A 26,371-nucleotide genomic window follows, 5' to 3' on the forward strand; every position below is an offset into this window, starting at 1 on the left:
CAGCAAATACGAACGGAGACGCGAAAGGACGCGACCCGTCACGGATCAACCGAATGGTTCTCAAGGATTGGCCGCCCCGGGACCGTCCACACAGATGCGTGTCCGGTGCTCCCTGCCGAGCGACCAGTGAACACTACGCCGGATCCGCCCCAGGCGCAAACGCCCCCTTCCCCCGCCTTGCCATCACCCAACGGCGGCGACTCTTGAGCAGTCGCTCAAACCTCTGCCATGATGAACGCGCCAAGCGTTGAGCGATCGCTCAAACTCGCGGCGGGGGGACATCCATGCCTGGTCAGGGGCGGCACCCGACCAAGCCGATCTATGTGGAGCTGTCGGACATCTGCCGTCCGCCCCACCCTCCGGCGCCCCGCCCGTCCGCGCCGTCCGCCCGCCCCTCGACAAGCCAGAGCCACGGAACCCCCTGCCAGACCAGATCAGGCGGGAACCTCGGCGCGATCACCTTGGAGCAGCCATGACCGCCACCGACACCATCACCGTCCCCGACCCGGCCGGCTCCCCCGCCGCCGCGACTCCCACCCGTTCGATCTTCCACGCAGCGCTCGGCGCGGACTTCGAGCGCCTGCATCCGGAACTTCAGCGCCGGTTCGGTTTCTCCAGTGCGGACGGGATCGCCTGCATCGGAACCGGGCGGATGGATCGGGTCGAGCGGGGTTCGCGGCTGCTGGTGCCGTTTCTAAGCGTGGGGGCGCGCCGCAACGTCCTGTTTCCGGACCAGGGACGGGACATACCGTTCACGATCGCCAATTACGCGTACCGGGACGGGTTCGGCCGGGAGACGGTGACCTTCGTGCGGACGTTCCAGTTCACCCGGCCGCGGCGGTTCGACGCGACGATGGTCGCGGCGCCCGGCCGGCCGAGGACGGTGCTCGACTATCTGGGGACGCATCAGCAGCTGGCGGTGGATCTGCGGCTGGGGGTGTCGACGCGCGGCGGGTTGGTGATCTCTTCGGCGGCGCAGCGGGTGGCGTCGCTCGTTGGGGCGCCGGTGGTGCCGGAGTTGCTGACGGGGCGGGCGGAGTTGCACGAGTGGTTCGACGACGAGGCAGGGCGGTTCCGGATCAAGGTGCGGGTGAGCAATCCGCTGGTGGGGCTGGTGCTGGGCTACCAGGGGTGGTTCACGGTGGAGTACCCGCAGGTGGGGGCGGAGGGCATTCCGCGTCATGTCCGTCCGGTGCGCGAGTGTTTCCGGATATAGCGCCTGCGCCCGCACAATCACCGGCGGCTACGCTGCGGCGCATGAGCGACACACGTGAGCGGTTGATGGATGCGGCGATCAGTGCGCTCAAGCGGCAGGGGATCGCGGGGGTGTCGGCGCGGACCATCGCCGGGGAGATCGGGGCCAGTCAGGCGCTGGTGTTCTACCACTTCAAGACGGTGGAGGGGCTGCTCACGGCGGCGGCGCTGCGCGAGACGGGTCTGCGGCTGGGGCGTTACCGCGAGCGGTTCGCGGAGGTGGGGTCGCTGCGCGAGCTGCTGACGGTCGGCCGGGAACTGCACGCGCGGGAGCAGGAGGAGGGGAACGTCGCGCTGCTGGGGCAGTTCCTGGCGGGGGCGACGGGCTATCCGCAGCTCGCGAAGGTGACGGCCGAGGCGTTGCGGCTGTGGACGGTGGAGATCGAGGCCGTCCTGGTCCGGCTGTTCGCCGGGCATCCGCTGGCGGAGTTCCTCGACCTGAAGGGGCTGGCGCAGGCGGTGACGGCCGGGTTCGTCGGTCTGGAGCTGTACGAGGGCGTGGATCCGGCGGGGGCGGCGGGGGCGTTCGGGGCGCTGGACCAGCTGGGGGTGCTGGTGGAGGTGGTGGACGGTCTCGGCCCGGTGGTGTCGCGGGCGGTACGGGCGACGGTGCGCCGGCAGGTGAGGAACAGCGGCGCGGAGTAGCGGAACGCCGAACGGCCGGCCCCGGGCAGGGGGCCGGCCGTTCGAATCACCGTGCGTTCTCAGCTGTTGGTGGGGAAGCCGAGGTTGATGCCACCGTGCGAGGGGTCGAGCCAGCGCTGGGTGACGGCCTTGCCGCGGGTGAAGAACTGGACGCCGTCGGCGCCGTAGGCGTGGCTGTCGCCGAACAGCGAGGCCTTCCAGCCCCCGAACGAGTAGTAGGCGACGGGGACGGGGATCGGCACGTTGATGCCGACCATGCCGACCTCGACCTCGTTCTGGAAGCGCCGGGCCGCGCCGCCGTCGTTGGTGAAGATGGCGGTGCCGTTGCCGTACGGGTTGTTGTTGATCAGTTCCAGGCCCTCGTCGTAGGAGGGGACCCGGACGATCGACAGGATCGGGCCGAAGATCTCGTCGTTGTAGACGGACATGCCCGGCTTGACGTGGTCGAACAGGGTGGGGCCGAGCCAGAAGCCGTCGGTGGTGGGGGCACCGGAGGCGTCCTCGCCGGTGATGGCGTGCTTGCGGCCGTCAACGGCGAGTTCGGCACCGTCGGCGACGCCGGACTCGACGTAAGAGGTGACCTTGTCGCGGTGCTGGCCGGTGACCAGCGGGCCCATCTCGGAGTCGCCGTTGCAGCCGGGGCCGACCTTGAGGGTGGCCATCCGCTCCTTGATCTTGGCGACCAGCTCGTCGCCGATCGGGTCGACGGCGACCAGCACGGAGACGGCCATGCAGCGCTCGCCGGCCGCGCCGAAGCCGGCGTTGATGGCGGCGTCGGCGGCCAGGTCGAGGTCGGCGTCGGGGAGCACCAGCATGTGGTTCTTGGCGCCGCCGAGGGCCTGCACGCGCTTGCCGTAGCGGGTGCCGGTCTCGTACACGTAGCGGGCGATGGGGGTGGAGCCGACGAAGGAGACCGACTTGATGTCGGGGTGCTCCAGCAGGCGGTCGACCGCGACCTTGTCGCCGTGCACGACGTTGAAGACGCCGTCGGGGAGGCCGGCTTCCTTCCACAGGGCGGCGATGAAGTTGGCGGCGGACGGGTCCTTCTCGGACGGCTTGAGGACGACCGTGTTGCCGGCCGCGATGGCGATCGGGAAGAACCACATCGGCACCATGGCCGGGAAGTTGAACGGCGAGATGATGGCGACCGGGCCGAGCGGCTGGCGGATCGAGTAGACGTCCACGCCGGTGGAGGCCTGCTCGGTGAAGCCGCCCTTGATCAGCTGCGGGATGCCGCAGGCGTACTCGACGACTTCCTGGCCGCGGGCGATCTCGCCGAGGGCGTCGGAGTGCACCTTGCCGTGCTCGGAGACGATGATCGCGGCGAGTTCGTCCTTGCGGGCGTTGAACAGCTCGCGGAAGTTGAAGAGCACCTGGGTGCGCTTGGCGATGGACGCCTTGCGCCAGGTGGTGAAGGCCTGGGCGGCCGCGGCGACCGCCTGGTCGACCTCGGCGATCTCGGCGAAGTCGACCTGGCCGGTGGTCTGGCCGGTGGCCGGGTCGAAGATGTCGCCGCGGCGGGGCGCGGTTCCGGCGGTGGCGACGGACTGGCCGCCGATCCAGTGCGTGATGTGCTTGCTCAAGGTCTCTGCCTCCGACTGTCCACGGATGTCCCGCGCTCGTTGTCCAGTCTGCTCCGCGCACCTGGCCCGCTCAACGAGCACCCTGACGGGGAAGCGCGATTCACCCTTACAGGTCGTCGGGAGCGTCGCCGGGATCCTGGTCGGATCTGTCGTCGGCGGCCTCCGCGGCGTCCAGATAGGGATCGTGCAGGCCGTCGGCGAGTTCGGTGGTCTCCAGCAGGTCGAGCCGCAGGTCCTGGGCCCAGGTCTCGGCCCACTGCCGGGTGTCGGCGGCGCCGGACGGGAGCAGCGCGGCGGCGCTCTCCAGCCGGTCGGCGAGCGTCCCGGGGGTGAATTCCTCGTCGAACGCGCCTGCCAGGGCGAGGAGTTGGCCTTCGCGCAGCCGGGCGGTGAGGGCGTGCAGGGCGAACAGGTCGGTGGGCAGGGCGCGTTCGCAGAGGGTGAGGACGGCGAGTGCGGCGGTGTCCTCCAGCGCGGCGACCGGGAGCGGGGCGCGCTCGGGCAGCACGGGCGGGTGGCGCAGCGGTTCGCGCCGGAGTTCGATGCCGAGCGCGGGCCGGGCCGGGCCGGGGAGCCCGAGGCCGGCGGTGTGGCCTGCGGTGACGGCGAGTTGGTGGCGGCGGGCGGTGCCGGGGGCGTCCTCGACGTGGTGACCGGCGGCGCGCAGGGTTTCGGCAAGTCCGGTGGCGAGGTCGGCGAGTGGCGGGCCGCCGGCGCAGACCAGCAGCGGGTCGGTGCCGTGCAGGCGGACGGGCAGGCCGTGCAGGCGGAGCGCGTCGGCTCCGGCCAGTGCGAGGGCGTGCTGCAGGCAGTACGGCTGGGCGTCGGTGAGCAGCCGGGTGCGGTCGGCGTGCGGGTCCAGGGTGGGTGGCCCGGGGTCGGCGGTGCTGGTGTCCATGGGGACAGTGTGGGCCGCCCGGCCTGGGGAGCGCGGGCGGCGCAGGCGCGCGGAGGTGTCGCGCACCTGCGCCGGCGCGGGGTCAGCGGTCGCCGAAGATGGTGCGGTGCCAGTCCTTGCGGGCGACCGCGGTGGTGTCGAACATGACGTGCTTGACCTGGGTGTACTCGTCCAGCGAGTACTGCGACATGTCCTTGCCGTACCCGGAGGCCTTGTATCCGCCGTGCGGCATCTCGCTGATGATCGGGATGTGGTCGTTCACCCAGACGCAGCCGGCGGCGATCTCGCGGGTGGCGCGCAGCGAGCGGTGGATGTCGCGGGTCCAAGCAGAAGCGGCCAGGCCGTAGGGGGTGTCGTTGGCGAGTCGCAGGCCCTCCTCGTCGCTGTCGAAGGGCAGCACGACGAGCACGGGGCCGAAGATCTCGCCCTGGACGACCTCGCTGTCCTGGGTGGCGCCGGTGATCAGGGTGGGGCGGTAGTAGGCGCCGAGGGTGAGGTCGGTGCCGTCGTGGCCCTTGCCGTCGGCGGGGCCGCCGGTGACCACGGTGGCGTAGGAGCGGGCGCGTTCGACGAAGCCGGCGACGCGGTCGCGGTGGGTGAAGGAGACCAGCGGGCCCAGGTCGGTCTGCGGGTTCATCGGGTCGCCGAGGCGGATCGCGGCGTACAGCTCGGCGACGCCGGCCACGAAGGCGTCGTACAGCGGGCGCTGGACGTAGGCGCGGGTGGCGGCGGTGCAGTCCTGGCCGCTGTTGATCAGTGAGCCGGCGACGGCGCCGTGCACGGCGGCGTCCAGGTCGGCGTCGTCGAAGACCACGAACGGGGCCTTGCCGCCGAGTTCGAGGTGGGTGCGCTTGACGGTGGCGGTGGCGATCTCGGCGACCCGCTTGCCGACGGCGGTGGAGCCGGTGAAGGACACCATGGCGACGCCGGGGTGGCCGATCAGGTGTTCGCCGGCGGTGCGTCCGGCGCCGGTGACGACGTTGACGACGCCGTCGGGGATGCCGGCGTCGGTGCAGGCCTGGGCGAACATCAGCGAGGTCAGCGGGGTGATCTCGGCGGGCTTGAGGACGATGGTGTTGCCGGCCGCGACGGCCGGGAGGATCTTCCAGGCGGCCATCTGCAGCGGGTAGTTCCACGGCGCGATGCTGCCGACCACGCCGATCGCCTCGCGGCGCACGTACGAGGTGTGGTCGCCGCTGTACTCGCCGGCGGCCTTGCCTTCGAGGTTGCGGGCGGCGCCGGCGAAGAACGCGGTGTTGTCGATGGTGCCGGGGACGTCGAACTCGGTGGACAGCTTGATCGGCTTGCCGGTCTGCGCGGTCTCCACCCGGGCGAACTGGCCGGCCCGCTCGCTCAGGATGCCGGCCAGCCGGTTCAGCGCCTCGGAGCGGGCGCCGGGGGTGGCGCCGGACCACTCGGGCAGCGCGGCCCGCGCGGCCGCGACCGCGGCGTCGACGTCGGCGGTGCCGGCGAGCTCGACCTGCTGGACGGTGCTGCCGTCGGCGGGGTTGACCACGCTGAACGGCTCGCCGCCCGAGCCCCGGGTCAGGCGGCCCGCGATGTACTGCGCACCGTCGTTGAAGCTGGTCAGGTCCATGAGTTGCCTCCATTGCCTACTCGACCCGGCCGACGATGCCTCGATTCGGGTGCCCGCGGCAAGCGTCACTCAGCAACGGCCCTCTCGACGGTCCTTACACGCTGCAAGGCTTCGTCCGGGCACCCGACAGGGCGACAGGGCGTCGCGGAAAGACGTGATTCACTTGACACCCTGAAACCCCCTGGAGGTGTCCGCGATGCTGCCCACCGTCGCCCGCGTGCTCGATCTCGACGTGATGCGGCGCGGCCTGCCCCAGGTGGTGGCCGGCGCCTCCGCGCTGGAGCGGCCGGTGCGCTGGGTGCACGTCAGCGAGCTGCCGGACCTGGCGGGCCTGCTGCACGGCGGCGAGCTGGTGCTGTCCACCGGCATCGCGCTCCCGGAGGACCGGGACGGCCTGGCCCGGTACGTGCGGGAGCTGGCCGAGGTCGGGGTGGCCGGGCTGGTGATCGAGTTCGGCCGGCGCTACTTCGACTCGCTGCCGCGGGCGCTGGTGGCCGCCGCCGAGCGGCACAACCTGCCGCTGGTGGTGCTGCGCCGGGAGCTGAAGTTCGTCGCGGTGACCGAGGCGGTGCACGCGCTGGTGGTGAACGCGCAGCTGGAGCAGCTGCGGGTGTCCGAGGCGGTGCACCAGGTGTTCAACGAGCTGGCCACCGAGGGCGCGGAGCCCTCCGAGGTGGTCCGGCAGGTCGGCCGGATGGCGGGCGCGCCGGTGGTGCTGGAGAACCTGGCGCACCAGGTGCTGGCGCACGACACGGCGGGGCGCGGCGAGCAGGAGCTGCTGGAGAACTGGGAGCACCGCTCGCGCGGCGTCAACCCGCCCGGCCGCACCGGCTACGACCCGCGCTCGGGCTGGCTGGTCACCACCGTCGGCGCGCGCGGCCAGGACTGGGGCCGGCTGGTGCTGGTCGACGAACCGGCGCCGCTCCCCCCGGACGTCCCGCACCGGCACGCGATGCTGCTGGAGCGCGGCGCGGCCACCCTCGCGCTGAACCGCCTGGTGGTCCGCGACCGCGAGTCGCTGGAGCGGCAGACCCATCGCACCCTGCTGTCGGGCATCCTCACCCACGCGCTCACCGTCTCCGAGGTCTCGCTGCGCGCCCAGGCGCTCGGCGTCCCGTTGGAGGGCCGCCGACTGGTCGGCGTGGTACTGAGGCAGCGTCAGGGCCCGCTCCCCGCCGCCCTGGAGGCGCAGGCCCGACTGCGCGACTTCACCGAGCTGGCCGCCACCGCGATCCGCTCCGCCCGGCTCTCCGCCCTGGTCGGCGCGCTGGACGACGAAGGCGTGGGCGCCTTGATCGCACTGGGCTCGCAGCAGGACGAGCACACCTCGCTGGAGTCCTTCGCCGCGGCGCTGCGCCGGCTGTCCACGGAGGCCGGCCGGGACGGCGCGGCCGCCGAGCCGGTGATAGCGGTCGGCTCCTCGGTCGGCTCGGTCCGCGACGCCCGCCGCGCCCTGCTGGAGGCCACCCAGGTCGCCGACGCGGCCCTGCACGACGCCCCCGGCAGCCGCGCCGCCTACTACCGCCTCCCCGACGTCCGCCTGCGCGGCCTGCTCCACCTGCTGCGCGACGACGAACGCCTGCAGACCTACGTCGAACGCGAACTCGGCCCGCTGCTCGCCCACGACGCCGAACACGGCGGCCAGTTGGTGCAGATGCTGCGGATCTACCTGGAACAGGGCCGCAACAAGTCCGCCGCGGCCGACGCCGCCCACCTGTCCCGCCCGTCCTTCTACGACCGCCTCCACAAGGTCGAACGCATCCTCGGCGTCGACCTCGACCAGGTCGAGTCCTGCCTGTCCCTGCACGTCGCGCTGCTGGCCCTGGACGCGGTGCGCCGCTGACGCGATGTCGGCGGCGCACTCTGCGGTCAGCGCGGGCCGAGGGCGACCAGCGGGTTGAGCTCCTTCTCGGTGATCTCCAGCGCGGCCTTCGAGCCGTCCGCGAAGTGCAGGTCGGCGCGGTTGGAGAGCCAGGTGTGCCGGGGCTCGACCCGGACCAGATGGGCGTAGGGCAGCTCGCCGAGCGCCCGCAGGGTGCGGCTGACGCCGCTGCCGGCCAGCAGGATCCGCCGGTCGGTGAAGACCATCAGCACGTCGTCGTTCTCGTAGTTGCCGTCGGCGGAGCGCACCGCGACGACGAACCCTCCGGCCTGGCTCTGCCATCCGCCGGTCAGGCCGCGGCCGCGGAAGAGCCGGCGGAAGGTGCGGATCACGCCCCAGGTGCAGTCCTCCACCAGGTCGGTGAGGAACTCGCTGAAGCTGACCAGCACGTACAGACAGCCGAGCCCGGCTTCGGCGACACCCCCGGAGTGCGCCTTGCGGTAGCGGCGCGGGGGGCGGCGGATCAGGTCGCAGAGGTCGGTGTCCACGATGCCGCGCACCTGCTCGCCGGGGGCCAGCAGGTGGGCGATCTTCGGCAGGTGCTCGCCGCCGTGCTGGACCGCGCCGGGGAACGACGGGGCGCCGTAGGGGTGGTGGTACTGGCTCATCCGAAGGCCTCCTCGATGCGGGTCCGCGGCACCCGGTAGGGCTGCTGGTGGCCGGGGCCGTTCAGCGCGGCGGTGACGGTGTCGACGTTGTTGTCGTCGCGGAAGGTGTCGCCGAGCAGGCCGCCGTAGTCGCCCGCGCCGATGCCGGCGCCGATCACCGCCTTGGTGCCGCCCTTGATCGGGGAGAACACCTGCTTGACGCCGATCTGCACGCCCGCCTGCACCAGGCGCTCTTCCAGCGCCAGGTTCTCGGGGTTCTTGATCACGCCCAGGCCGGCCTTCCACGGCTTCTTGCCGATCTTGCGGACGACCTTGGCCGCGGCCTTGGCGTCCTTGAAGCCCTTCCAGGTGCGGTTGACGGTGCGCAGTTCCCGGACGGCCTTCATCATGTCGCGCAGCGCGTCGGCGAGTTTGACCGAGACCCGTTCGACCCGCGCGATGTAGATCGCGATCTCCGCCTCCACCACCAGGGCGTCCACGATGGTGGCGAGCCCGACGGTGACGATGTCGATGATCACCATCGCGGCCAGGCTGACGATCAGGGTCTCGATCGCCTCCCGGATGATGCCGATGATCAGGTCCTCGGCGAGCTTGCACTCGGCGGCGGCCTGGCTGATGATCTGCGCGACCTGCTCCATGTCCTTGGCGGTCGCGTCGATGCCCTCGACCACCTGGCCCATGTAGGTGCCGAAGGAGTCGGAGGCGGCGCCCTGCCAGCCGTCGGACAGCGGCGCGGCCCCGCCCCGCAGGTCCGCGGCGATGGCGTGCATCTCCTTGGCCTGGTTCTGCCACTCCTGGGCGGCGGCGGTCAGCTTGGCCAGGTTGCCGGTGACCTTCTCCAGCGCCTCCATCATGCCGGTGGCGTCCAGGGCGGCCTTGACGATGTGGTCGAGCCCCGCGTCCAGCCCGTCGCTCACCGGGTTGCTCAGGTCGGGCAGTGGCGCGGTGAGCGCGTCGACCTGGTCGCGGGTCCACTTGTAGGCCTCGCCGACCTGGCTGAAGTCGCTGAACGCGAGGGTGCTCATCGGTGGCCCCCCAGTCCGGCGGCGATTTCGTGGTCGAGGTCCCGGTAGTTGCCCGCCACCGACTGCAGCGCCTCCCCGGCGCCGTCCAGCAGTTCCGCCAGGTCCCCGAAGTTCTGCTCCTCGGCCTGGGCGTGCTCCCGGTATGCCTCGTAGAGCTCGTCGGCGTCGGGCAGCTTGCCGAAGTCGCGGGACACCAGCGGCACCGCGGCCAGCCGGGAGCGCACCGCCTCCACCCGGGCGACCTGCTCGCGAATCAACTGCCCGTAGCCCTCCAGTTGTTCCGGATGGACCTGAAAGCCCTGTTCCCCCATGACATCCCCAAGATCGCGCCAAGATTCAGCCGATCATCGTACATAACCCCGCGTGCTGTGCTGCTGACAGCACGAAGGCCCCCGGGCGGCCGCCCGGGGACCTCCTTCGCCGACGTACCGTCAGACCGTGTGCGCGTCCGCGAGGGTGAGCACCTCGTCCAGCACGGCGAGGCCGGTCTTGGCGTCCTCCTCGCTGATGTTGCACGGCGGGACCACGTGGAAGCGGTTCATGTTGATGAACGGCCACAGGCCGCGCTGCTTGCAGGCCGCGGCGAGCTGTGCCATCGGGGCGTTGTCGGCGCCGGCCGCGTTGTAGGGCACCAGCGGCTCGCGGGTCTCGCGGTTCTTCACCAGGTCGAGCGCCCAGAACACGCCGAGGCCACGGACCTCGCCGATCGACGGGTGACGCTCCGCCAGCTCGCGCAGGCCGGGGCCGAGCACGTTCTCGCCGATGTGCTTGGCGTTCTCCACGATGCCCTCCTCGGCCATCGCGTTGATCGTGGCCACGGCGGAGGCGCAGGCCAGCGGGTGGCCGGAGTAGGTGAGGCCGCCGGGGAACACCTTCTGCGCGAAGGTCTCGGCGATCGCGCCGGAGATCGCCACGCCACCGAGCGGCAGGTAGCCGGAGTTGACGCCCTTGGCGAAGGTCAGCAGGTCGGGGGTGATGCCCCAGTGGTCGGCGGCGAACCACTCGCCGGTGCGGCCGAACCCGGCCATCACCTCGTCCAGGATGAACACGATCCCGTACTTGTCGCAGATCTCCCGCACGCCCGCCAGGTAGCCGGCCGGCGGCACCAGGATGCCGGCGGTGCCGACGACGGTCTCCAGGATGATCGCCGCGACGGTGCCGGGGCCCTCGAACGCGAGGGTCTGCTCCAGGTGCGCGAGCGCACGCTCGCACTCCTGCGCCTCGTTCTCGGCGTGGAAGTTCGAGCGGTAGGCGTACGGGCCCCAGAAGTGCACGATGCCGGAGACGCCGGCCTCGTTCGCCCAGCGGCGCGGGTCGCCGGTCAGCGCGATCGCGTTGGCGGTGGCGCCGTGGTACGAGCGGTAGGTGGAGAGCACCTTGTGCCGGCCGGTGTGCAGCCGGGCCATCCGGATCGCGTTCTCGTTCGCCTCGGCGCCGCCGTTGGTGAAGAAGATCTTGTCCAGGTCGCCGGGGGTGCGCTCGGCGATCAGCCGGGCGGCCTCGCTGCGCGACTCCTCGGCGAAGCCCGGGGCGATGGTGCACAGCTGGGCGGCCTTCGCCTGGATCGCGGCGACCACCTTCGGGTGCTGGTGGCCGATGTTGGTGTTCACCAGCTGCGAGGAGAAGTCCAGGTAGCGGTTGCCGTCGTAGTCCCAGAAGTAGGAGCCCTCGGCGCCGGCCACCGCGAGGGGGTCGATCAGTGCCTGGGCGGACCACGAGTGGAAGACGTGCGCGCGGTCGGCGGCCTTGACGGCCTGCCCGGCGACCGAGTCAGCGGTGGGAGTGCTCATGCGCCCAGCGTAGGGAGCGACTCCCGGCCGGGGCAGTTGCATCGTGTCACGGAGCTCGTGTCGCACCCTGACAACGTGAAGGGGCGCGAGGAACAGTCTCCTCGCGCCCCTACCGGCTCAGTGCGATCAGATGGCCGTCATGACGTGCTTGATCCGGGTGTAGTCCTCGAAGCCGTACGAAGACAGGTCCTTGCCGTAGCCGGACTTCTTGAAGCCACCGTGCGGCATCTCGGCGACCAGCGGGATGTGGGTGTTGATCCACACCGCGCCGAAGTCCAGACGGCGGGACATCCGCATCGCGCGGGCGTGGTCCTTGGTCCACACCGAGGAGGCGAGCGCGAACTCGACACCGTTCGCGTAGTCGACGGCCTGCTCCTCGTCGGTGAACTTCTGCACGGTGATGACCGGGCCGAAGACCTCGTTCTGGATGATCTCGTCGTCCTGCTTCAGGCCGGAGACCACGGTCGGCGCGTAGAAGTAGCCGACCTCGCCGACCCGGTGGCCGCCGGCCTCGACCTTGGCGTGCGCGGGCAGGCGCTCGATGAAGCCGGTGACCTGCTTCAGCTGGTTGGCGTTGTTGAGCGGGCCGTAGAGCACGTCCTCGTCGTCCACGCCACCGGTCTTGGTGTCGTTGGCGGCCTTGGCGAGCGCCTCGACGAACGCGTCGTGGATCGACTCGTGCACCAGCACGCGGGTGGCGGCGGTGCAGTCCTGGCCGGCGTTGAAGTAGCCGGCGACCGAGATGCCCTCGACGGCCTCGGCGATGTCGGCGTCCTCGAAGACCACCACGGGGGCCTTGCCGCCGAGCTCCAGGTGAACCCGCTTGACGTCCTTCGCGGCCGACTCGGCGACCTGCATGCCGGCCCGGACCGAGCCGGTGATGGAGGCCATCGCCGGGGTGCGGTGCTCGACCATCAGGCGGCCGGTCTCACGGTCGCCGCAGATCACGTTGAAGATGCCGGCCGGCAGCTCCATGTCCTTCAGCACGCCGCCGATGATCTCGGCCAGCAGCACGGTGGAGGCGGGGGTGGTGTCGGACGGCTTGAGCACCACGGCGTTGCCCGCGGCGATCGCCGGGGCGAACTTCCACACGGCCATCATCATCGGGTAGTTCCACGGCGCGACCTGCGCGCAGACACCGACCGGCTCGCGGCGGATGATCGAGGTCATCCCGTCCATGTACTCGCCCGCGGCCTTGCCCTCCAGCAGGCGGGCGGCGCCGGCGAAGAAGCGCAGCTGGTCGACCATCGGGCCGATCTCCTCGGAGAGGGTCAGCGCGCGCGGCTTGCCGGTGTTGCGGACCTCGGCGTCGACGATCTCGTCGGCCCGGGACTCGACCGCGTCGGCGATCTTGAGCAGCAGCTTCTGCCGGGTGGACGGGGTGGAGTCCCGCCAGATCGGGAAGGCGGCGGCCGCGGAGGCCATCGCGGCGTCGACGTCGGAGGCACCGGACAGCGGGGAGGTCGCGTACACCTCGCCCGTGGTCGGGTCGACGATGTCGAGAGTGCGGCCGTCCGCCGCGTCGACGAACTCACCGTTGATGTAGTTGCGCAGCGTACGAAGCTCGCTCACGGGTCTCTCCTCGGTCTGGGCCTGCCTCGTTGCATCCCCGGGCGCCAGATTACTCCGCGCCGGGGCAGACACAGCGTGTCAGCGACAAGCCACGATCGGCGGTGTGCACGCTCGCGCGTGTACGTGGCCAGACTACCTCCGACACTGCCGGAATCGACAGGACCCTGCCCGAACCGCCACGCATTCCGTTCTTGATCACCAAAACGACGACGAAATCAGCAGCACTGCCGCTTGCGAATCCTTCGCCCGTGGGGCACAGTGTCGGCGTGGCCAACCGTGACCGGAACGCCAGCGTTCCCCTCGACGCCGCCTCCAAGGCGATCATCGAGCAGCTCCAGGAGGACGGGCGCCGTCCGTACGCCGCCATCGGCAAGGCCGTCGGCCTGTCCGAGGCGGCCGTTCGGCAGCGCGTCCAGAAGCTGCTCGACCAGGGCGTGATGCAGATCGTCGCCGTGACCGATCCCCTCACCGTCGGCTTCACCCGCCAGGCGATGGTGGGCATCCGGGTCGAGGGCGACATCGAGCCGGTCGCGGACGCGCTGGCCGCGTTCGACGAGGTCGACTACGTGGTCTGCACCGCAGGCTCGTTCGATCTCCTCGCAGAGCTGGTGTGCGAGGACGACGAGCACCTCCTCGAACTGATCAACAAGCGCATCCGCTCGCTTCCCGGCGTGCGGAGCACCGAGAGCTTCGTTTACCTGAAGCTCCGGAAACAGACCTACACCTGGGGCACCCGATGACAGCCGAGCCGGCGCAGAAGGACCTTTCCAAGACCGCCTACGACCACCTGTGGATGCACTTCACCCGCATGTCGTCGTACGAGAACTCCCCCGTGCCGACGATCGTCCGGGGCGAGGGCACCTACGTCTGGGACGACAAGGGGCGCAAGTACCTCGACGGGCTCGCCGGCCTGTTCGTCGTCCAGGCCGGCCACGGCCGCGAGGAGCTGGCCGAGGCCGCTGCCAAGCAGGCCAAGGAGCTCGCCTTCTTCCCGGTGTGGAGCTATGCCCACCCGAAGGCCGTCGAGCTGGCCGAGCGCCTGGCCAACTACGCCCCGGGCGACCTGAACAAGGTCTTCTTCTCCACCGGTGGCGGCGAGGCCGTCGAGACCGCGTGGAAGCTTGCCAAGCAGTACTTCAAGCTGACCGGCAAGCCGACCAAGTACAAGGTCATCTCCCGCGCGGTCGCCTACCACGGCACCCCGCAGGGCGCCCTGTCGATCACCGGCCTGCCGGGCCTGAAGGCCCCGTTCGAGCCGCTGGTTCCGGGCACCCACAAGGCCCCGAACACCAACATCTACCGCGCCCCGTCCTTCCTGGCGGGCCCCGACGGCACCGTCGACCCGGAGGCCTACGGCCGCTGGGCCGCCGACGAGGTCGAGCAGGCCATCCTCTTCGAGGGCCCCGAGACCGTCGCCGCCGTCTTCGTCGAGCCGGTGCAGAACGCCGGTGGCTGCTTCCCGCCGCCGCCCGGATACTTCCAGCGCCTGCGCGAGATCTGCGACCGCCACGACGTGCTGCTGGTCTCGGACGAGGTCATCTGCGCCTTCGGCCGCCTGGGCACCATGTTCGGCGCCGAGAAGTTCAACTACCAGCCCGACATGATCACCTGCGCCAAGGGCATGACCTCGGGTTACTCCCCGATCGGCGCCACGATCATCTCGGACCGCCTGGCCGAGCCGTTCTACAAGGGTGACAACACCTTCCTGCACGGCTACACCTTCGGTGGCCACCCGGTGTCCTCCGCGGTGGCGCTGGCCAACCTCGACATCTTCGAGCGCGAGGGCCTGAACCAGCACGTCCTCGACAACGAGGCCGCGTTCCTGGGCACCCTGAACAAGCTGCGCGACCTGCCGATCGTCGGCGACGTTCGCGGTAACGGCTACTTCTACGGCATCGAGCTCGTCAAGGACAAGGTCACCAAGGAGTCGTTCAACGACGAAGAGGTCGAGCGCGTCCTGTACGGCTTCCTGTCCAAGGCCCTGTTCGACAACGGCCTGTACTGCCGCGCCGACGACCGTGGCGACCCGGTCATCCAGCTGGCCCCGCCGCTGATCTCGGACCAGAAGACCTTCGACGAGATCGAGCAGATCCTGCGGACCAGCCTGACCGACGCGTGGGCGAAGATCTGATCACCTGAGCTTTCTTCCCCACCCTCCACCGAAGGGCGGCCCCGACTCCTCACCGTCGGGACCGCCCTTCGGCGTATCCGGAACCGAATCTGCGACCAACACGCCGCTTTCGCACCGATTCGCCCCCGTTCGGACCAGTGCGGCGCACCCGCGCCACCGTCCGATCGTTCTAATCTGACGACTGTCATATCCCCGTCGGCACCTGGATGGATCACATGTCAGCGGCCCCGCCCGACAACGACGTGCTCTGGGCCCGAGGGATCGTCAAGTCCCACTACGGCACCCCCGCACTGCGCGGCGTCTCCCTCCGCGTCCGCGAGGGCGAGATGCTCGCCGTCACCGGCCCGCGCGGCTCCGGCAAGTCCACCCTGCTCGGCTGCCTGTCCGCGCAACTCCCGGTCGACGAGGGCGAGGTCTGGTTCCACAGCTCCCCCGTGCACACCCTCGGCCGGGCCGGACGCGAACGACTGCGCCGCGAACGCTTCGGCTGGGTCGGCCCCGAACCGCACCTGGTACCGGAACTGACGGCCCGTGAGAACGTCGCCCTGCCCCTGCTGCTGGCCGGCGCCGGCCACCGGGCCGCCCACCGGGCCGCCGTTGAATGGCTCGACCGCCTCGATGTCGCCGCCTGCGCCAAGCTCCGGCCCGCCGACCTTCCGCAGGACATCCGCCAACGGATCGCCGTCGCCCGGGCCCTCGCCCCCGAACCGCCCGTGGTCTTCGCCGACGACCCCACCGCGCCACTGCACCACGACGCCCGCGAACAGGTCCTGCGGATACTGACCAGCGCCACCCGCTCCCACCACCTGACGCTGGTGCTCGCCACCCACGACCCGGAACTCGCCCGCTACGCCGACCGCAACGTCCACCTGATCGACGGCCGGATCGCGACCGAACCCGCCGCCGTCCCCGCCGGGCGCTGAGAGGGCCTCGACGTGTACTACCTCGGACTCGCCCGCGGCTACCGCACCCTCGACCTGGTCCGCTGGCTGCTCACCGCAGTCGCCGCCGCCGTGGTCGCCGCCTTCCTGCTGCGCGCGCTCGGCCGGGCCCTGGCCGAACCCACCGGCGGCGCCGACCGGCTGCTGTGGTGCCTGCCCCCGCTGGCCGCCGTCGCCTGGTTCGCCGCCGTCGCCGCCCGCGCCGTCCCCGCCCAGCACCCCGAGCGGATCACCGGCCTCACCGCCGCCGGCGCCGGCCCCCGCCGGATCCGGCTGCTGATCGCCGGCGAGATCGCCCTCGCCTGCGCCCTCGGCTCCGGCCTCACGCTGGTGCTCTTCCTGGTGCTGCGCAACGACATCGCCGGCCCCTCGCTCGCCGCCGACATCGGCATGGGCATCCCGCTGCCCACCGCCGCGCCCGTCACCCTGCTCGCCGTCCCCACGCTGGTCGCCGGAGTCGCCGCGGCCTGCGCCGTCCGCTTCCCCGACACCCTGCCCGGCCACCCCGCCGAGCCCGCCCCGGCCCGCTGGAGCGCCCGGCGGCTCGCCCTGCCCGGCCCCGTGCTGCTCGCCGGCATCGGCCTCGAACTGTACGGACTGCGGCCCGGCGCCACCGACGCCGAACGCACCCTGCACCTGCCCGGCAGCCTGCCCGCCACCAGCCCCGCCCTGCTGGCCGGCTGGACGCTCGCCGCCCTCGCGCTCGCCCTGTGGACCGGCCCGCTGCTCGCCCTCGCCGGACGGCTGATGGTGATCCACCGGCCCGCACCGCTGCGCCTGCTGGCCGGCCGCGCGCTCACCGCCCAGGCACCCCGCCTCGGCACCCCGCTGGCCGTGCTCACCACGATCGCCGCGCTGCTGCTGGTCGCCGGTCGCGAGTGGGCCCGCGCCGACGCCGAGGCCCCCACGCTCACCCTGGTCGAGGGCCTGCTGATCCTGGCCTGCGCCGTCGCCGCACTCGCCGCCCGCCTGCTGGAACTGCGCGCCGACCGCCGCCCCACCCTCGCCGCCCTGGACCGCCTCGGCACCCCGCCCGGCCTGCTCACCGGCACCCTCGCCCTGCGCGCCCTCGCCGCCGGCACCGTCCTGCTGGTGACCGGCGGACTGACGCTGGCGCTCTGCCCGCTGCCATAGCGCCCACGAACGCGGAACGCCCCGGCGGTTCTCCCTGAACGGGAAACCACCGGGGCGTTCGTGCTGCTGAGGCCTCAGCCCGCCGCGGCCAGCTGACCGCAGGCGCCGTCGATCTCCTGACCGCGGGTGTCGCGGACGGTGGTCGGCACGCCGTGCGCCTGCAGGCGGCGGACGAACTCCCGCTCGTCCTCCGGGCGGGAGGCCGTCCACTTCGAACCGGGCGTCGGGTTGAGCGGGATCAGGTTCACGTGCACCCGCTGGTTCTTGATCAGCCGGCCGAGCAGGTCCGCCCGCCACGCCTGGTCGTTGATGTCCTTGATCAGCGCGTACTCGATCGACACCCGGCGGCCCGACTTCTCCGCGTAGTTCCACGCGGCGTCCAGCACCTCGGCGACCTTCCACCGGGTGTTCACCGGGACCAGCTCGTCGCGCAGCTCGTCGTCCGGGGCGTGCAGCGACAGCGCCAGACGGCAGCTCAGGCCCTCGTCGGCGAACCGGTGCATGGCCGGGACCAGGCCGACCGTGGAGACCGTGATGCCGCGCTGGGAGAGCCCGAAGCCGTCCGGCGCCGGGTCGGTGAGGCGACGGATCGCCGACAGCACCCGGTTGTAGTTCGCCAGCGGCTCGCCCATGCCCATGAACACCACGTTCGACAGCCGGGCCTCGCCGCCGGGCACCGTCCCGGACTTCAGGTCGCGCATGCCCGCGGCGATCTGCTCGACGATCTCGGCGGTCGACAGGTTCCGGGTCAGCCCGGCCTGGCCGGTCGCGCAGAACGGGCAGTTCATGCCGCAGCCGGCCTGCGAGCTGATGCACATCGTCACCCGGTCCGGGTACCGCATCAGCACCGACTCGACCAGCGTTCCGTCGAAGAGCTTCCACAGCGTCTTGCGGGTCGCGTCGTCGTCGCACGACACGTGCCGCACCACCGACATCAGCTCGGGCAGCAGCGCCTCGGTCAGCTTGCCCCGGCTGGCCGCCGGGATGTCCGTCCAGCTCTCCGGGTCGTTCGACATCCGGCCGAAGTAGTGGTTCGACAGCTGCTTCGCGCGGAACGGCTGTTCGCCCAGCTCGGCGACGGCCTCCTTGCGCTCGGCAGGGCTGAGGTCGGCAAGGTGTCGCGGGGGCTTGGCGCCACGCGGCGCGACAAAGGTCAGTTCTCCGGGCTTAGGCATGGTTCATCCAGTGTCGCAGACCGCGGACCCCGCCCCGCCGCCACCTCTTCGCTACCTCTTCGCTGCTCGATGCCGCCTGAGCAGCGCCGTCAGGGTCGGGTGGTCGACTCCGGCGTTCAGGCCCGCCACCAGCTCGTCCGGGCACAGTTCGTACAGGTCGCCCCACCACCGCCGCGATCGGTTGTCCCAGATCCGGTACCCGCCCGGGACGCCGCGCGCCACGTACCGCCGTCTGCTCATCGCGCCCCCTCAGCCGCAGCGGACGGTACCGGGACGAGACTGTGGGCACAACCGAAAAACGGCCCCCGGACACCCGGGGGCCGTGGCGGTCGCGCCCGTCAGTTGCCGACGAAGACCGTGAGCAGCAGCCAGACCACCGGGGCGGTCGGGAGCAGCGAGTCCAGGCGGTCCATGATGCCGCCGTGACCGGGGAGCAGGGTGCCCATGTCCTTGATGCCGAGGTCGCGCTTGATCATGGATTCGGCGAGGTCGCCGAGGGTCGCGGTGACGGCCGCGCAGCCGCCCAGGATCAGGCCCTGCCACCAGGCGCCGCCGTCGATCAGGAAGTGCGTCAGCAGTGCGCCGGCGATCATCGACAGGCCGATCCCACCCGCCAGACCCTCGCGGGTCTTGCCGGGGCTGATGGTCGGGGCGAGCTTGGTGCGTCCGAACTTGTAGCCGACGGCGTACGCGCCGGTGTCCGAGCAGATCGTGACGACCAGGAACAGCAGGATCCGCCAGGCGCCGTCGTCGGCGGACAGCATCAGCGCGACGAAGGTCGCCAGGAACGGCACGTAGAACGCGGTGAACACGCCGGCCGTTATGTCGCGCAGGTAGTTCTCCGGCGGCGTGGACATCCGGGCGACCATCATCGCCAGGCCGGTGAGTGCCAGGATCGCGGCGGCCCACTGGCCGCCCTCGAAGTAGCCGGCCACCACCATGCCGACGCCGCCGATCAGCAGCGGGATCTGCGGGACGTGAATGTCCTTGCGCTCGGCGAGGCGGCTGGTGAGCTCCCGGATGCCGACGGCGACGGCAGCGGCCACCACCACCATGAAGACCGCCTTGACCACGAACAGCGAGGCCGCGATCACCGCCCCGAGGCCGACTCCCACACCTATCGCGGCGGGCAGGTTGCGGCCGCCGCGCGGCTTGCGGGGCTGCTGGTCGGTCTGGGCCACGGAGGTCTCCTGGGCGGGGGGCATGAACTGAGTCTGTGCCGCGCCGCCCCCTGTGCCATGCCGGAGGCCGCCGCGAGTGACCCGTTTGGTGCCGGCCCGGGTCGAGCCGCGCCCCGGGCCGGGCGGACGGGCCGCCGGTCCGGGGCGTACGCGCGGGGGTCTGGGGTCAGACCTCCAGCAGCTCGGCTTCCTTGTGCTTGAGCAGCTCGTCGATCTGCGCCACGAACTTGGCGGTCAGGTCGTCGAGCTCCTTCTCGCCGCGGCGGCCGTCGTCCTCGCCGATCTCCTTGTCCTTGACCAGCTTGTCGATCGCGTCCTTCGCCTTGCGGCGGACGGCGCGGACCGAGACCTTGGCGTCCTCGCCCTTGCCGCGGGCCTGCTTGATGTACTCGCGGCGGCGCTCCTCGGTGAGCTGCGGGAGCACCACCCGGATGACGGAGCCGTCGTTCGACGGGTTGACGCCCAGGTCCGAGTCGCGGATCGCGGTCTCGATGGCCTTCAGCGCGGTCTTGTCGAACGGCGTGACCATGGCCATCCGCGGCTCCGGCACGGAGAACGAGGCCAGCTGGTTGATCGGCGTCAGGGCGCCGTAGTACTCCGCGACGATCTTGGCGAACATCGCCGGGTGCGCGCGGCCGGTGCGGATGGCGGCGAGGTCGTCCTTGGCGACCGCGACGGCCTTCTCCATCTTTTCCTCGGCCTCGAGGAGGGTCTCGTCAATCACTGTGTGCTCCCTGTCCGGTTCATCTGCTGTTGTCCCGTACCGGTGCCCCGGACGGCTGTTGCTACTCAGTGCCCCCGGCGGCCTAGGCCTGGACGGAGTCCTCGCTGATGAGTGTGCCGATCTTCTCACCCTTGACCGCACGGGCGATATTGCCCTCGGCGAGCAGCTCGAAGACCAGGATCGGCAGGCCGTTGTCCTTGCACAGGGTGATCGCGGTCAGGTCGGCGACCTTGAGGTCGCGGGAGATCACCTCGGTGTAGTCCAGCGAGTCGAACCGGACCGCGGCGGGGTTGAAACGCGGGTCGGAGTCGTAGACCCCGTCGACGCCGTTCTTGCCCATCAGCAGGACGTCGGCGTGGATCTCCAGGGCGCGCTGCACAGCGGTGGTGTCGGTGGAGAAGTAGGGCATGCCCATACCCGCGCCGAAGATCACCACGCGGCCCTTCTCCAGGTGCCGGATGGCGCGCAGCGGCAGGTACGGCTCGGCGACCTGGCCCATCGTGATGGCGGTCTGCACGCGGGTCTCCATGCCTTCCTTGATCAGGAAGTCCTGGAGGGCGAGGCAGTTCATTACGGTGCCCAGCATGCCCATGTAGTCGGAGCGGGCCCGGTCCATGCCGCGCTGCTGGAGTTCGGCGCCGCGGAAGAAGTTGCCGCCGCCGATCACGACGGCGACCTCGGTTCCCGCGCGCACCACCGTGGCGATCTCACGGGCGATGGCGTGCACCACGTCCGGGTCGACGCCGAGGCCGCCTCCGCCGGCGAACGCCTCGCCGGACAGCTTGAGCAGTACCCGGCGGCGGGTGCCGTCCGGTGCGGTCTCCTGCGTCTCCTGCATGGACTTTCCCTTCTCCGCCTGCTGGTCAGCAGATCTGCAAGTGCTACTCACGACGCCGGGCGTGCGGGCCCGGTGCCGTGTATACGCGAGGAGGCCACTGCCGCGGGAACCGGTACGGTCTCCTGCACGGCAATGGCCTCCTCGTCGTTCATGGTGCCGACGCCGCCCTCACGGTGTGCTGGAGGGCGTGGTCGGCGTGTTCCTCCGTCCTTACGGACGGGCCTTTCCTCCTACCTTATGTCCGGCCCGGGGCCGGTCCTGGCGGGAAGAACTGCGCGGAACGGTCTCAGGCGCCGACGCGGAAGCGAACGAAGCGCTTGAGGGCGACGCCGGCCTCGTCGAGGACCTTGGCGACGGACTTCTTGTTGTCCTTGGCGAACGCCTGCTCCAGGACGGCGTTCTCCTTGACGAAGCCGGTGACGCGGCCTTCGACGATCTTCGGCAGGGCAGCCTCGGGCTTGCCCTCCTCGCGAGCGGTGGCCTCGGCGACGCGGCGCTCGTTCTCGAGCTCCTCGGCCGGGATCTCCTCGCGGGAGAGGTACTTCGGCGCGAAGGCGGCGATGTGCTGCGCGACGTCCTTGGCGGTCTCGGCGTTCTCCTGGTCGAGCTCGACGAGGACACCGATGGTCGGCGGCAGGTCCGGGTCCGACTTGTGCATGTAGACCGCGACGAAGCCGTCGTTGTCGAACTGCGCGAAGCGACGGAAGACGATCTTCTCGCCCAGGGTCGCGTTGGCCTCGTCCACGAACTGCTGGACGGTCTGGCCCGGGTTGATCTCGGAGGCCAGGGCGGCGTCCAGGTCGGCCGGGGAGGTGGCGGCAACGTGCGTGGCGATCGCGTTGGCGACCTCGACGAACTTGCCACCCTTGGCGACGAAGTCGGTCTCGCAGTTCAGCTCGACCAGAACGCCGGACTTCTTGTCCTCGGCGATCAGCGCGGCGACGGCGCCGTTGGAGGCGTCGCGGCCCTCGCGCTTGGCAACGCCCTTCTGGCCCTTGATGCGCAGGAGCTCGACGGCCTTCTGGACGTCGCCCTCGGCCTCGTCCAGGGCCTTCTTGCAGTCCATCATGCCGGCGCCGGTGAGCTCACGGAGCTTCTTGACGTCCGCGGCGGTGAAGTTCGCCATCGTGTGATCTCTTCTCACGTCTCGCGTGTCTGCGTGGGAAAGTGCCGGGGTCCTGGGTGCGGTACCCCGGCACGGGAGAGAGGGGCACCCACCGGCTCAGCCCGGCCGGTGCCCCTCACCCTGGTGGTACGTCAGGCCTGCTCGGCCTCGGCGGCCGGAGCCTCGGCAGCAGCCTCGGCGGCGGGGGCCTCGGCGGCCTTCTCGCCCTCGAGGATCTCCTTCTCCCAGGCGGCCAGCGGCTGGTCGGCGCCCGGCTCGGCCTTCGCGTCGCCCTTGGCGACACCGGCGCGGGACTTCAGGCCCTCGGCGACGGCGTCGGCGATCACGCGGGTCAGCAGGGTGACGGAGCGGATCGCGTCGTCGTTGCCCGGGATCTTGTAGTCGACCTCGTCCGGGTCACAGTTGGTGTCGAGGATGGCGACGACCGGGATGTTGAGCTTCCGGGCCTCGCCGACCGCGATGTGCTCCTTCTTGGTGTCCACGATCCAGACAGCGCTGGGAACGCGCTGCATGTCGCGGATACCGCCGAGGGTCTTCTCCAGCTTGTCGTACTCGCGCTGGAGGACCAGGAGCTCCTTCTTGGTGAGGCCGGAGCCGGCCACATCCGTGAAGTCGATCTCGCTGAGCTCCTTGAGGCGCTGCAGACGCTTGTAGACGGTCGAGAAGTTGGTCAGCATGCCACCCAGCCAGCGCTGGTTGACGTACGGCATGCCCACGCGGGTCGCCTGCTCGGCGATGGCCTCCTGGGCCTGCTTCTTGGTGCCGACGAAGAGGACGCTGCCGCCGTGGGCAACGGTCTCCTTCACGAACTCGAAGGCGCGGTCGATGTAGTTCAGCGACTGCAGGAGGTCGATGATGTAGATGCCGTTGCGCTCCGTGAAGATGAAGCGCTTCATCTTCGGGTTCCAACGACGGGTCTGGTGACCGAAGTGGACGCCGCTCTCCAGCAGCTCCCGCATCGTGACGACGGCCATGTGCCGTACTCCTCATGTGTCGCCCGGCGCGCCGCGAGGCAGGTGCGCTCTGCGGGGTGCCGGGGCTCTCGGTTTGTCCGTGCCGGTCGGGCGACCGCCACGCCTGACGCCCCGACGTGCCAAGCCGCTTGGCCTGCACGGGGCTTGCGGCCTCGGCAGGCTCGGCGGACCGAGCGGCACTCGCACCGTTCGACCGCTCCCCGGAGGGGGCGGGCCGTCGGTGGCGGGGCGTGCGAAGTCGACCCGGCAGACCGGGTCGCGTGTGAAGTGTACGGGAAGCCCCGAGCGGCGGGCGACTCCGTGCGGTCCCGCCGCCCTGTTCAGCGCCGCTGCGGGCGGCCCGCCGCCCACCGTTCACCCCTGCGGGGGACGGCAGTTGTCCACAGCCCCCGGTTTGTCCACAGCCCCCCGGAATCGGCGGGCGGCACTGGCGCCGCGACCTCCATGGTGGGGGTCGTGCCTGCTGAGCGGGCTTGTCGTGGTTTGTACCAGGTGCTGGCGCTGTGCCGGTTTCATCGCGTTGAGGGAGCGTTGCGGGAGGTTCGCGTGGGGCGAGGACAGGGTTCGTTCCGGCCGGGGCCGTTTGGGCGGGTGGCCGTACGAATCAGCGTGGTGCTGGGGGTGGTGGCGGGTCTTGCGTTCGTGACCATGGGTGGGGGCGGTCCGGGGAGTCCGGCAGTGGCGGTCCCGGCGGGGTTCGCCGCAACGGCGGGGGCGGGGCGGCTCGGGGCGGCGGGGCCGGGGGCTGGGCGGGTGGTCGGGCCGGGGCCGGGGCGGGTGTGGCCGGTGGGTGACCGGTCCGGGTTGCTGCGGCGGTTCGATCCACCGCCGGTGCGCTGGGCGGCCGGGCATCGTGGTGTGGACCTGGCGGCAGCGCCCGGGACGGCGGTGCGGGCAGCCGCACCCGGCGTGGTGACCTTCTCCGGGCAGGTGGCCGGCCGTCCGGTCATGGTGGTCACCCACCCCGAATCGGGCACTCCCCCGCTGCGGACCACCTACCTCCCGGTGGCCGGGTCCGTCCCGGTCGGCACCGCGGTCGCGGCGGGCGACCCGATCGGCGAGCTGACCGCCGACTCCGGGCACTGCCCCGTCGACTGCCTGCACTGGGGCCTGCTCCGCGGCACCCGCTATCTCGACCCACTCGCCCTGCTCGGCTCCGGCCGGGCCCGTCTGTTGCCGCTCGATTCCCCCTGACGCCGGATCAGCCGGCGCCCGGGCCGGAAGCCGCGTCGGCCGGGGCGGTTCCCGCGCCACCAGACCGACCGGACCGAGCCGACCGAGCGGACCGAGCGGACCGAAGGCCGTCCAGGGCGAACCGCACCGCGGCGTCGGCGATCGCCGGCACCTCGGCGGCCTCCCGGGCCCGCTCGATCTGGCGCACCGCCGCTTCCACCACGCCCTGCAGCAGCGAGGCCGCGACGGCCGGCCCGGGGTGGCCGAGTTCCTCCAAGGTGCGCACCACCATCGTGGTCAGGCCGGTGTGCGCGGCCCTGATCCGCGCCCGCGCGGCGTCGTCGAGCTCGTACTCGGCGACTGCCACCAGGGCGCGGTGCACCGGATCGGTGGCCAGCGCCACCTGTCCCCGGACGTACGCCTCGATCCGCTCGGCCGGAGCGTCGCAGGCCGCCATGCCGGCTTCGATCTCGGCGGCCCACAGCGGGAGGTCCACCGTGCACAGTGCTTCCACCAGCTCCGACTTGGACCGGAAATACTCGTACACCGAGGACCTGGCCAGCCCGGCACGCGCAGCGAGGGCACCGAAGCTCAGCGCCTCCCTGCCGCCCTCCGCCAACAGGACGCGCGCGGCGTCCAACAGTGCTGCCTGCTGCAACTGTCGATGCTCGGCCACCGTGGCCGCCCGGATTTTCGGCACGCACCAACTTTACGGACGCCAGCGGCCGGAGGGGCACACACCGCGCACCCACCGATCCACCGGCCCCCGCAGCCGTCCCGCGCCTTCACGCCCCCGTCTCAACGGGCGTCGGACATCTTCGCCCGCAGTTGCAGCACCGACTTGGTGTGGATCTGGCTGACCCGGCTCTCGGTCACCCCGAGCACCTGACCGATCTCGGCGAGCGTCAGGCCCTCGTAGTAGTAGAGCGTCACCACCGTCTTCTCCCGCTCGGGGAGCGTGTTGACCGCCGAGGCCAGCAGGCGGCGCAGCTCGCGATCTTCGGCGATCTCGACCGGGTTGTCGGCTCCGTGGTCCGGCAGCGTCTCCATCAGGGTCAGCCGGTCACCGCCCTCCCCCGCCGAGTGCAGCAGTTCGTCGAGCGCCACCACGTTGGCCAGCGACAGCTGGCTGAAGATGGTGTGCAGCTCGTCCAGCGCGATGCCCATCTCCGCCGCCACCTCTGGATCGTGCGGCGTCCGCCGCAACCTGGCCTCCAAGGTGGCGTAGGCCCGCTCGACCGCCTTCGCCTTCTGCCGCACCGACCGGGGGATCCAGTCCAGCGCCCGCAGTTCGTCGATGATCGCGCCGCGGATCCGGCTGATCGCGTAGGTCTCGAACTTGATCGCCCGATCGATGTCGAACTTCTCGATGGCGTCAATCAGTCCGAAGACCCCGGAGGACACGAAGTCCGCCTGCTCCACATTGGCCGGCAGCCCGACCCCGACCCGGCCCGCGACGTACTTCACCAGCGGCGAGTAGTGCAGGATCAGCTGATCGCGCAGCCCGTGGTCGCCCGTCTCCTTGTACGAACGCCACAGCATCTGAAGCGCCGACTGGTCCGCCCCGCCCTTCGCGCCGCCCCGCTCACCTCCGTCCCGACCGACCGCCGACTCCCCCTCAACCCCCACGCCTCCCAGCCCAGCAGCACCCCCCATTGGCGCCACCGTCGGCGCAGGCACCGCCACGCCAACCGGCACACCCGGCCTTCGCCCAGCGTTCACCGAACCCTCCACGGACGCGAGTGCCGCAGACGCGGGCACCGCCGGTGTCGCGGGCGCGGGTGTCGCCGGTGTCGCGGGCGCGGACGCGAGCCTGAGCACCGGCACGGGGGTCGCAGGCATGGGCCCGGGCGCCGGCGCCGAGGTCGGCCCGGGCAGCGCGACCGGCGACGGCCCGGCCGGGGACGGCCCGACTGGGGACGGCCCGGCCGGCGACGGCTCGGCCGGGGACGGCTCGGCCGGGGACGGCTCGGCCGGCGGCTGGGGCTGCGACTCACCCTGCCCTGGCTCCGACGCCGTTCCCGATACGTGAGCTGCCTCATCCGAGGAACGTTCCGCCTCCGGCCCACCGGCCTGCCGGCGAACCTGCGAGCTCCGGACGGGAGGTTCCCCCGGCTTCA

25 protein-coding genes are annotated in these 26,371 nt (G+C 71.3%); 8 read left to right on the forward strand and 17 right to left on the reverse strand.

What is annotated here, in order from left to right; all coding sequences use genetic code 11:
- Positions 1-472 precede the first annotated feature (472 nt).
- Together ACFV18_RS29105 and ACFV18_RS29110 are read left to right on the forward strand one after the other, a co-directional pair.
- Entirely contained in the window at positions 473-1,216 is a 744-nt protein-coding gene (locus tag ACFV18_RS29105; RefSeq protein ID WP_380488222.1) for a DUF4166 domain-containing protein, read from the forward strand.
- Between the two features lie 41 nt (positions 1,217-1,257).
- Positions 1,258-1,899 (forward strand): TetR/AcrR family transcriptional regulator, encoded by a 642-nt coding sequence (locus tag ACFV18_RS29110; protein ID WP_380488223.1) that lies wholly within the window; start codon positions 1,258-1,260, stop codon positions 1,897-1,899.
- A 59-nt stretch (positions 1,900-1,958) separates the two neighbouring features.
- On the opposite strand, the gene ACFV18_RS29115 is transcribed toward ACFV18_RS29110, so the two are convergent.
- From ACFV18_RS29115 to ACFV18_RS29125, 3 genes are all read right to left on the reverse strand, one after another.
- A complete protein-coding gene (locus ACFV18_RS29115; RefSeq protein ID WP_380488224.1) occupies positions 1,959-3,482 on the reverse strand; it encodes a CoA-acylating methylmalonate-semialdehyde dehydrogenase in 1,524 nt (507 codons plus the stop codon).
- 106 nt (positions 3,483-3,588) lie between these two features.
- Positions 3,589-4,380, reverse strand: a complete 792-nt coding sequence (locus ACFV18_RS29120) for a hypothetical protein (protein ID WP_380488225.1) — start codon at positions 4,378-4,380, stop codon at positions 3,589-3,591.
- An 82-nt stretch (positions 4,381-4,462) separates the two neighbouring features.
- On the reverse strand, positions 4,463-5,977 hold the full coding sequence (locus ACFV18_RS29125) for a gamma-aminobutyraldehyde dehydrogenase (protein WP_380488226.1): 1,515 nt from the start codon (positions 5,975-5,977) through the stop codon (positions 4,463-4,465).
- 196 nt (positions 5,978-6,173) lie between these two features.
- On the opposite strand from ACFV18_RS29125, the gene ACFV18_RS29130 reads away from it, so the two are divergent.
- Positions 6,174-7,820 carry a PucR family transcriptional regulator gene (locus tag ACFV18_RS29130; protein ID WP_380488227.1) on the forward strand — a complete coding sequence of 549 codons (1,647 nt, stop codon included), beginning with the start codon at positions 6,174-6,176 and terminating at the stop codon, positions 7,818-7,820.
- A 26-nt stretch (positions 7,821-7,846) separates the two neighbouring features.
- Here ACFV18_RS29130 and ACFV18_RS29135 read toward each other — a convergent pair whose 3' ends face one another.
- The 5 genes from ACFV18_RS29135 to ACFV18_RS29155 form a co-directional block, all read right to left on the reverse strand.
- Positions 7,847-8,467, reverse strand: coding sequence for a hypothetical protein (locus tag ACFV18_RS29135; protein WP_380488228.1), 621 nt, complete (start codon positions 8,465-8,467; stop codon positions 7,847-7,849).
- Entirely contained in the window at positions 8,464-9,492 is a 1,029-nt protein-coding gene (locus ACFV18_RS29140; RefSeq protein ID WP_380488229.1) for a WXG100 family type VII secretion target, read from the reverse strand. The genes ACFV18_RS29135 and ACFV18_RS29140 overlap by 4 nt, the downstream gene beginning before the upstream one ends.
- The gene (locus tag ACFV18_RS29145) at positions 9,489-9,803 is read right to left on the reverse strand and encodes a WXG100 family type VII secretion target (RefSeq protein WP_380488230.1); all 315 of its coding nucleotides are present in this window, start codon (positions 9,801-9,803) and stop codon (positions 9,489-9,491) included. Before ACFV18_RS29145 ends, ACFV18_RS29140 begins: the two co-directional genes overlap by 4 nt.
- A 120-nt stretch (positions 9,804-9,923) precedes the next feature.
- Positions 9,924-11,282 (reverse strand): aspartate aminotransferase family protein, encoded by a 1,359-nt coding sequence (locus ACFV18_RS29150; protein ID WP_380488231.1) that lies wholly within the window; start codon positions 11,280-11,282, stop codon positions 9,924-9,926.
- Between the two features lie 126 nt (positions 11,283-11,408).
- Positions 11,409-12,854: a gamma-aminobutyraldehyde dehydrogenase gene (locus ACFV18_RS29155; protein ID WP_380488232.1), complete on the reverse strand. Its 1,446-nt coding sequence runs from the start codon at positions 12,852-12,854 to the stop codon at positions 11,409-11,411.
- A 266-nt stretch (positions 12,855-13,120) separates the two neighbouring features.
- On the opposite strand from ACFV18_RS29155, the gene ACFV18_RS29160 reads away from it, so the two are divergent.
- From ACFV18_RS29160 to ACFV18_RS29175, 4 genes are all read left to right on the forward strand, one after another.
- Positions 13,121-13,594: an Lrp/AsnC family transcriptional regulator gene (locus tag ACFV18_RS29160; protein ID WP_014138339.1), complete on the forward strand. Its 474-nt coding sequence runs from the start codon at positions 13,121-13,123 to the stop codon at positions 13,592-13,594.
- The gene (locus tag ACFV18_RS29165) at positions 13,591-14,985 is read left to right on the forward strand and encodes an aspartate aminotransferase family protein (RefSeq protein WP_380488233.1); all 1,395 of its coding nucleotides are present in this window, start codon (positions 13,591-13,593) and stop codon (positions 14,983-14,985) included. The genes ACFV18_RS29160 and ACFV18_RS29165 overlap by 4 nt, the downstream gene beginning before the upstream one ends.
- Positions 14,986-15,200: 215 nt before the next feature.
- Entirely contained in the window at positions 15,201-15,908 is a 708-nt protein-coding gene (locus ACFV18_RS29170) for an ABC transporter ATP-binding protein (protein ID WP_380488234.1), read from the forward strand.
- Between the two features lie 12 nt (positions 15,909-15,920).
- Positions 15,921-17,060, forward strand: a complete 1,140-nt coding sequence (locus ACFV18_RS29175) for a hypothetical protein (protein ID WP_380488235.1) — start codon at positions 15,921-15,923, stop codon at positions 17,058-17,060.
- A 74-nt stretch (positions 17,061-17,134) separates the two neighbouring features.
- Here the strand turns inward: ACFV18_RS29175 and rlmN are convergent, their stop codons facing one another.
- The 7 genes from rlmN to rpsB all read right to left on the reverse strand — a co-directional run bounded on the left by rlmN (position 17,135) and on the right by rpsB (position 23,078).
- The gene (gene rlmN / locus ACFV18_RS29180) at positions 17,135-18,235 is read right to left on the reverse strand and encodes a 23S rRNA (adenine(2503)-C(2))-methyltransferase RlmN (RefSeq protein WP_380488236.1); all 1,101 of its coding nucleotides are present in this window, start codon (positions 18,233-18,235) and stop codon (positions 17,135-17,137) included.
- A 51-nt stretch (positions 18,236-18,286) separates the two neighbouring features.
- Entirely contained in the window at positions 18,287-18,475 is a 189-nt protein-coding gene (locus ACFV18_RS29185) for a hypothetical protein (protein WP_380488237.1), read from the reverse strand.
- Positions 18,476-18,573: 98 nt separating this feature from the next.
- On the reverse strand, positions 18,574-19,440 hold the full coding sequence (locus ACFV18_RS29190; RefSeq protein WP_380488238.1) for a phosphatidate cytidylyltransferase: 867 nt from the start codon (positions 19,438-19,440) through the stop codon (positions 18,574-18,576).
- 142 nt (positions 19,441-19,582) lie between these two features.
- Positions 19,583-20,140, reverse strand: a complete 558-nt coding sequence (frr, locus tag ACFV18_RS29195; RefSeq protein WP_380488239.1) for a ribosome recycling factor — start codon at positions 20,138-20,140, stop codon at positions 19,583-19,585.
- A gap of 82 nt (positions 20,141-20,222) precedes the next feature.
- Positions 20,223-20,978 carry a UMP kinase gene (pyrH, locus tag ACFV18_RS29200; RefSeq protein WP_380488240.1) on the reverse strand — a complete coding sequence of 252 codons (756 nt, stop codon included), beginning with the start codon at positions 20,976-20,978 and terminating at the stop codon, positions 20,223-20,225.
- 286 nt (positions 20,979-21,264) lie between these two features.
- The gene (tsf, locus tag ACFV18_RS29205; RefSeq protein WP_380488241.1) at positions 21,265-22,104 is read right to left on the reverse strand and encodes a translation elongation factor Ts; all 840 of its coding nucleotides are present in this window, start codon (positions 22,102-22,104) and stop codon (positions 21,265-21,267) included.
- A 131-nt stretch (positions 22,105-22,235) separates the two neighbouring features.
- A complete protein-coding gene (gene rpsB, locus ACFV18_RS29210; RefSeq protein WP_380488242.1) occupies positions 22,236-23,078 on the reverse strand; it encodes a 30S ribosomal protein S2 in 843 nt (280 codons plus the stop codon).
- 786 nt (positions 23,079-23,864) lie between these two features.
- Here rpsB and ACFV18_RS29215 point away from each other — a divergent pair.
- On the forward strand, positions 23,865-24,272 hold the full coding sequence (locus ACFV18_RS29215; protein WP_380488243.1) for a M23 family metallopeptidase: 408 nt from the start codon (positions 23,865-23,867) through the stop codon (positions 24,270-24,272).
- Positions 24,273-24,279: 7 nt separating this feature from the next.
- On the opposite strand, the gene ACFV18_RS29220 is transcribed toward ACFV18_RS29215, so the two are convergent.
- Together ACFV18_RS29220 and whiG are read right to left on the reverse strand one after the other, a co-directional pair.
- On the reverse strand, positions 24,280-24,927 hold the full coding sequence (locus ACFV18_RS29220; RefSeq protein ID WP_380488244.1) for a TetR/AcrR family transcriptional regulator: 648 nt from the start codon (positions 24,925-24,927) through the stop codon (positions 24,280-24,282).
- Positions 24,928-25,049: 122 nt separating this feature from the next.
- Positions 25,050-25,931: an RNA polymerase sigma factor WhiG gene (whiG, locus tag ACFV18_RS29225; protein WP_380488279.1), complete on the reverse strand. Its 882-nt coding sequence runs from the start codon at positions 25,929-25,931 to the stop codon at positions 25,050-25,052.
- Positions 25,932-26,371 lie beyond the last annotated feature (440 nt).

This window comes from Kitasatospora sp. NPDC059673, from assembly GCF_042734215.1.
Lineage (GTDB): Bacteria > Actinomycetota > Actinomycetes > Streptomycetales > Streptomycetaceae > Kitasatospora.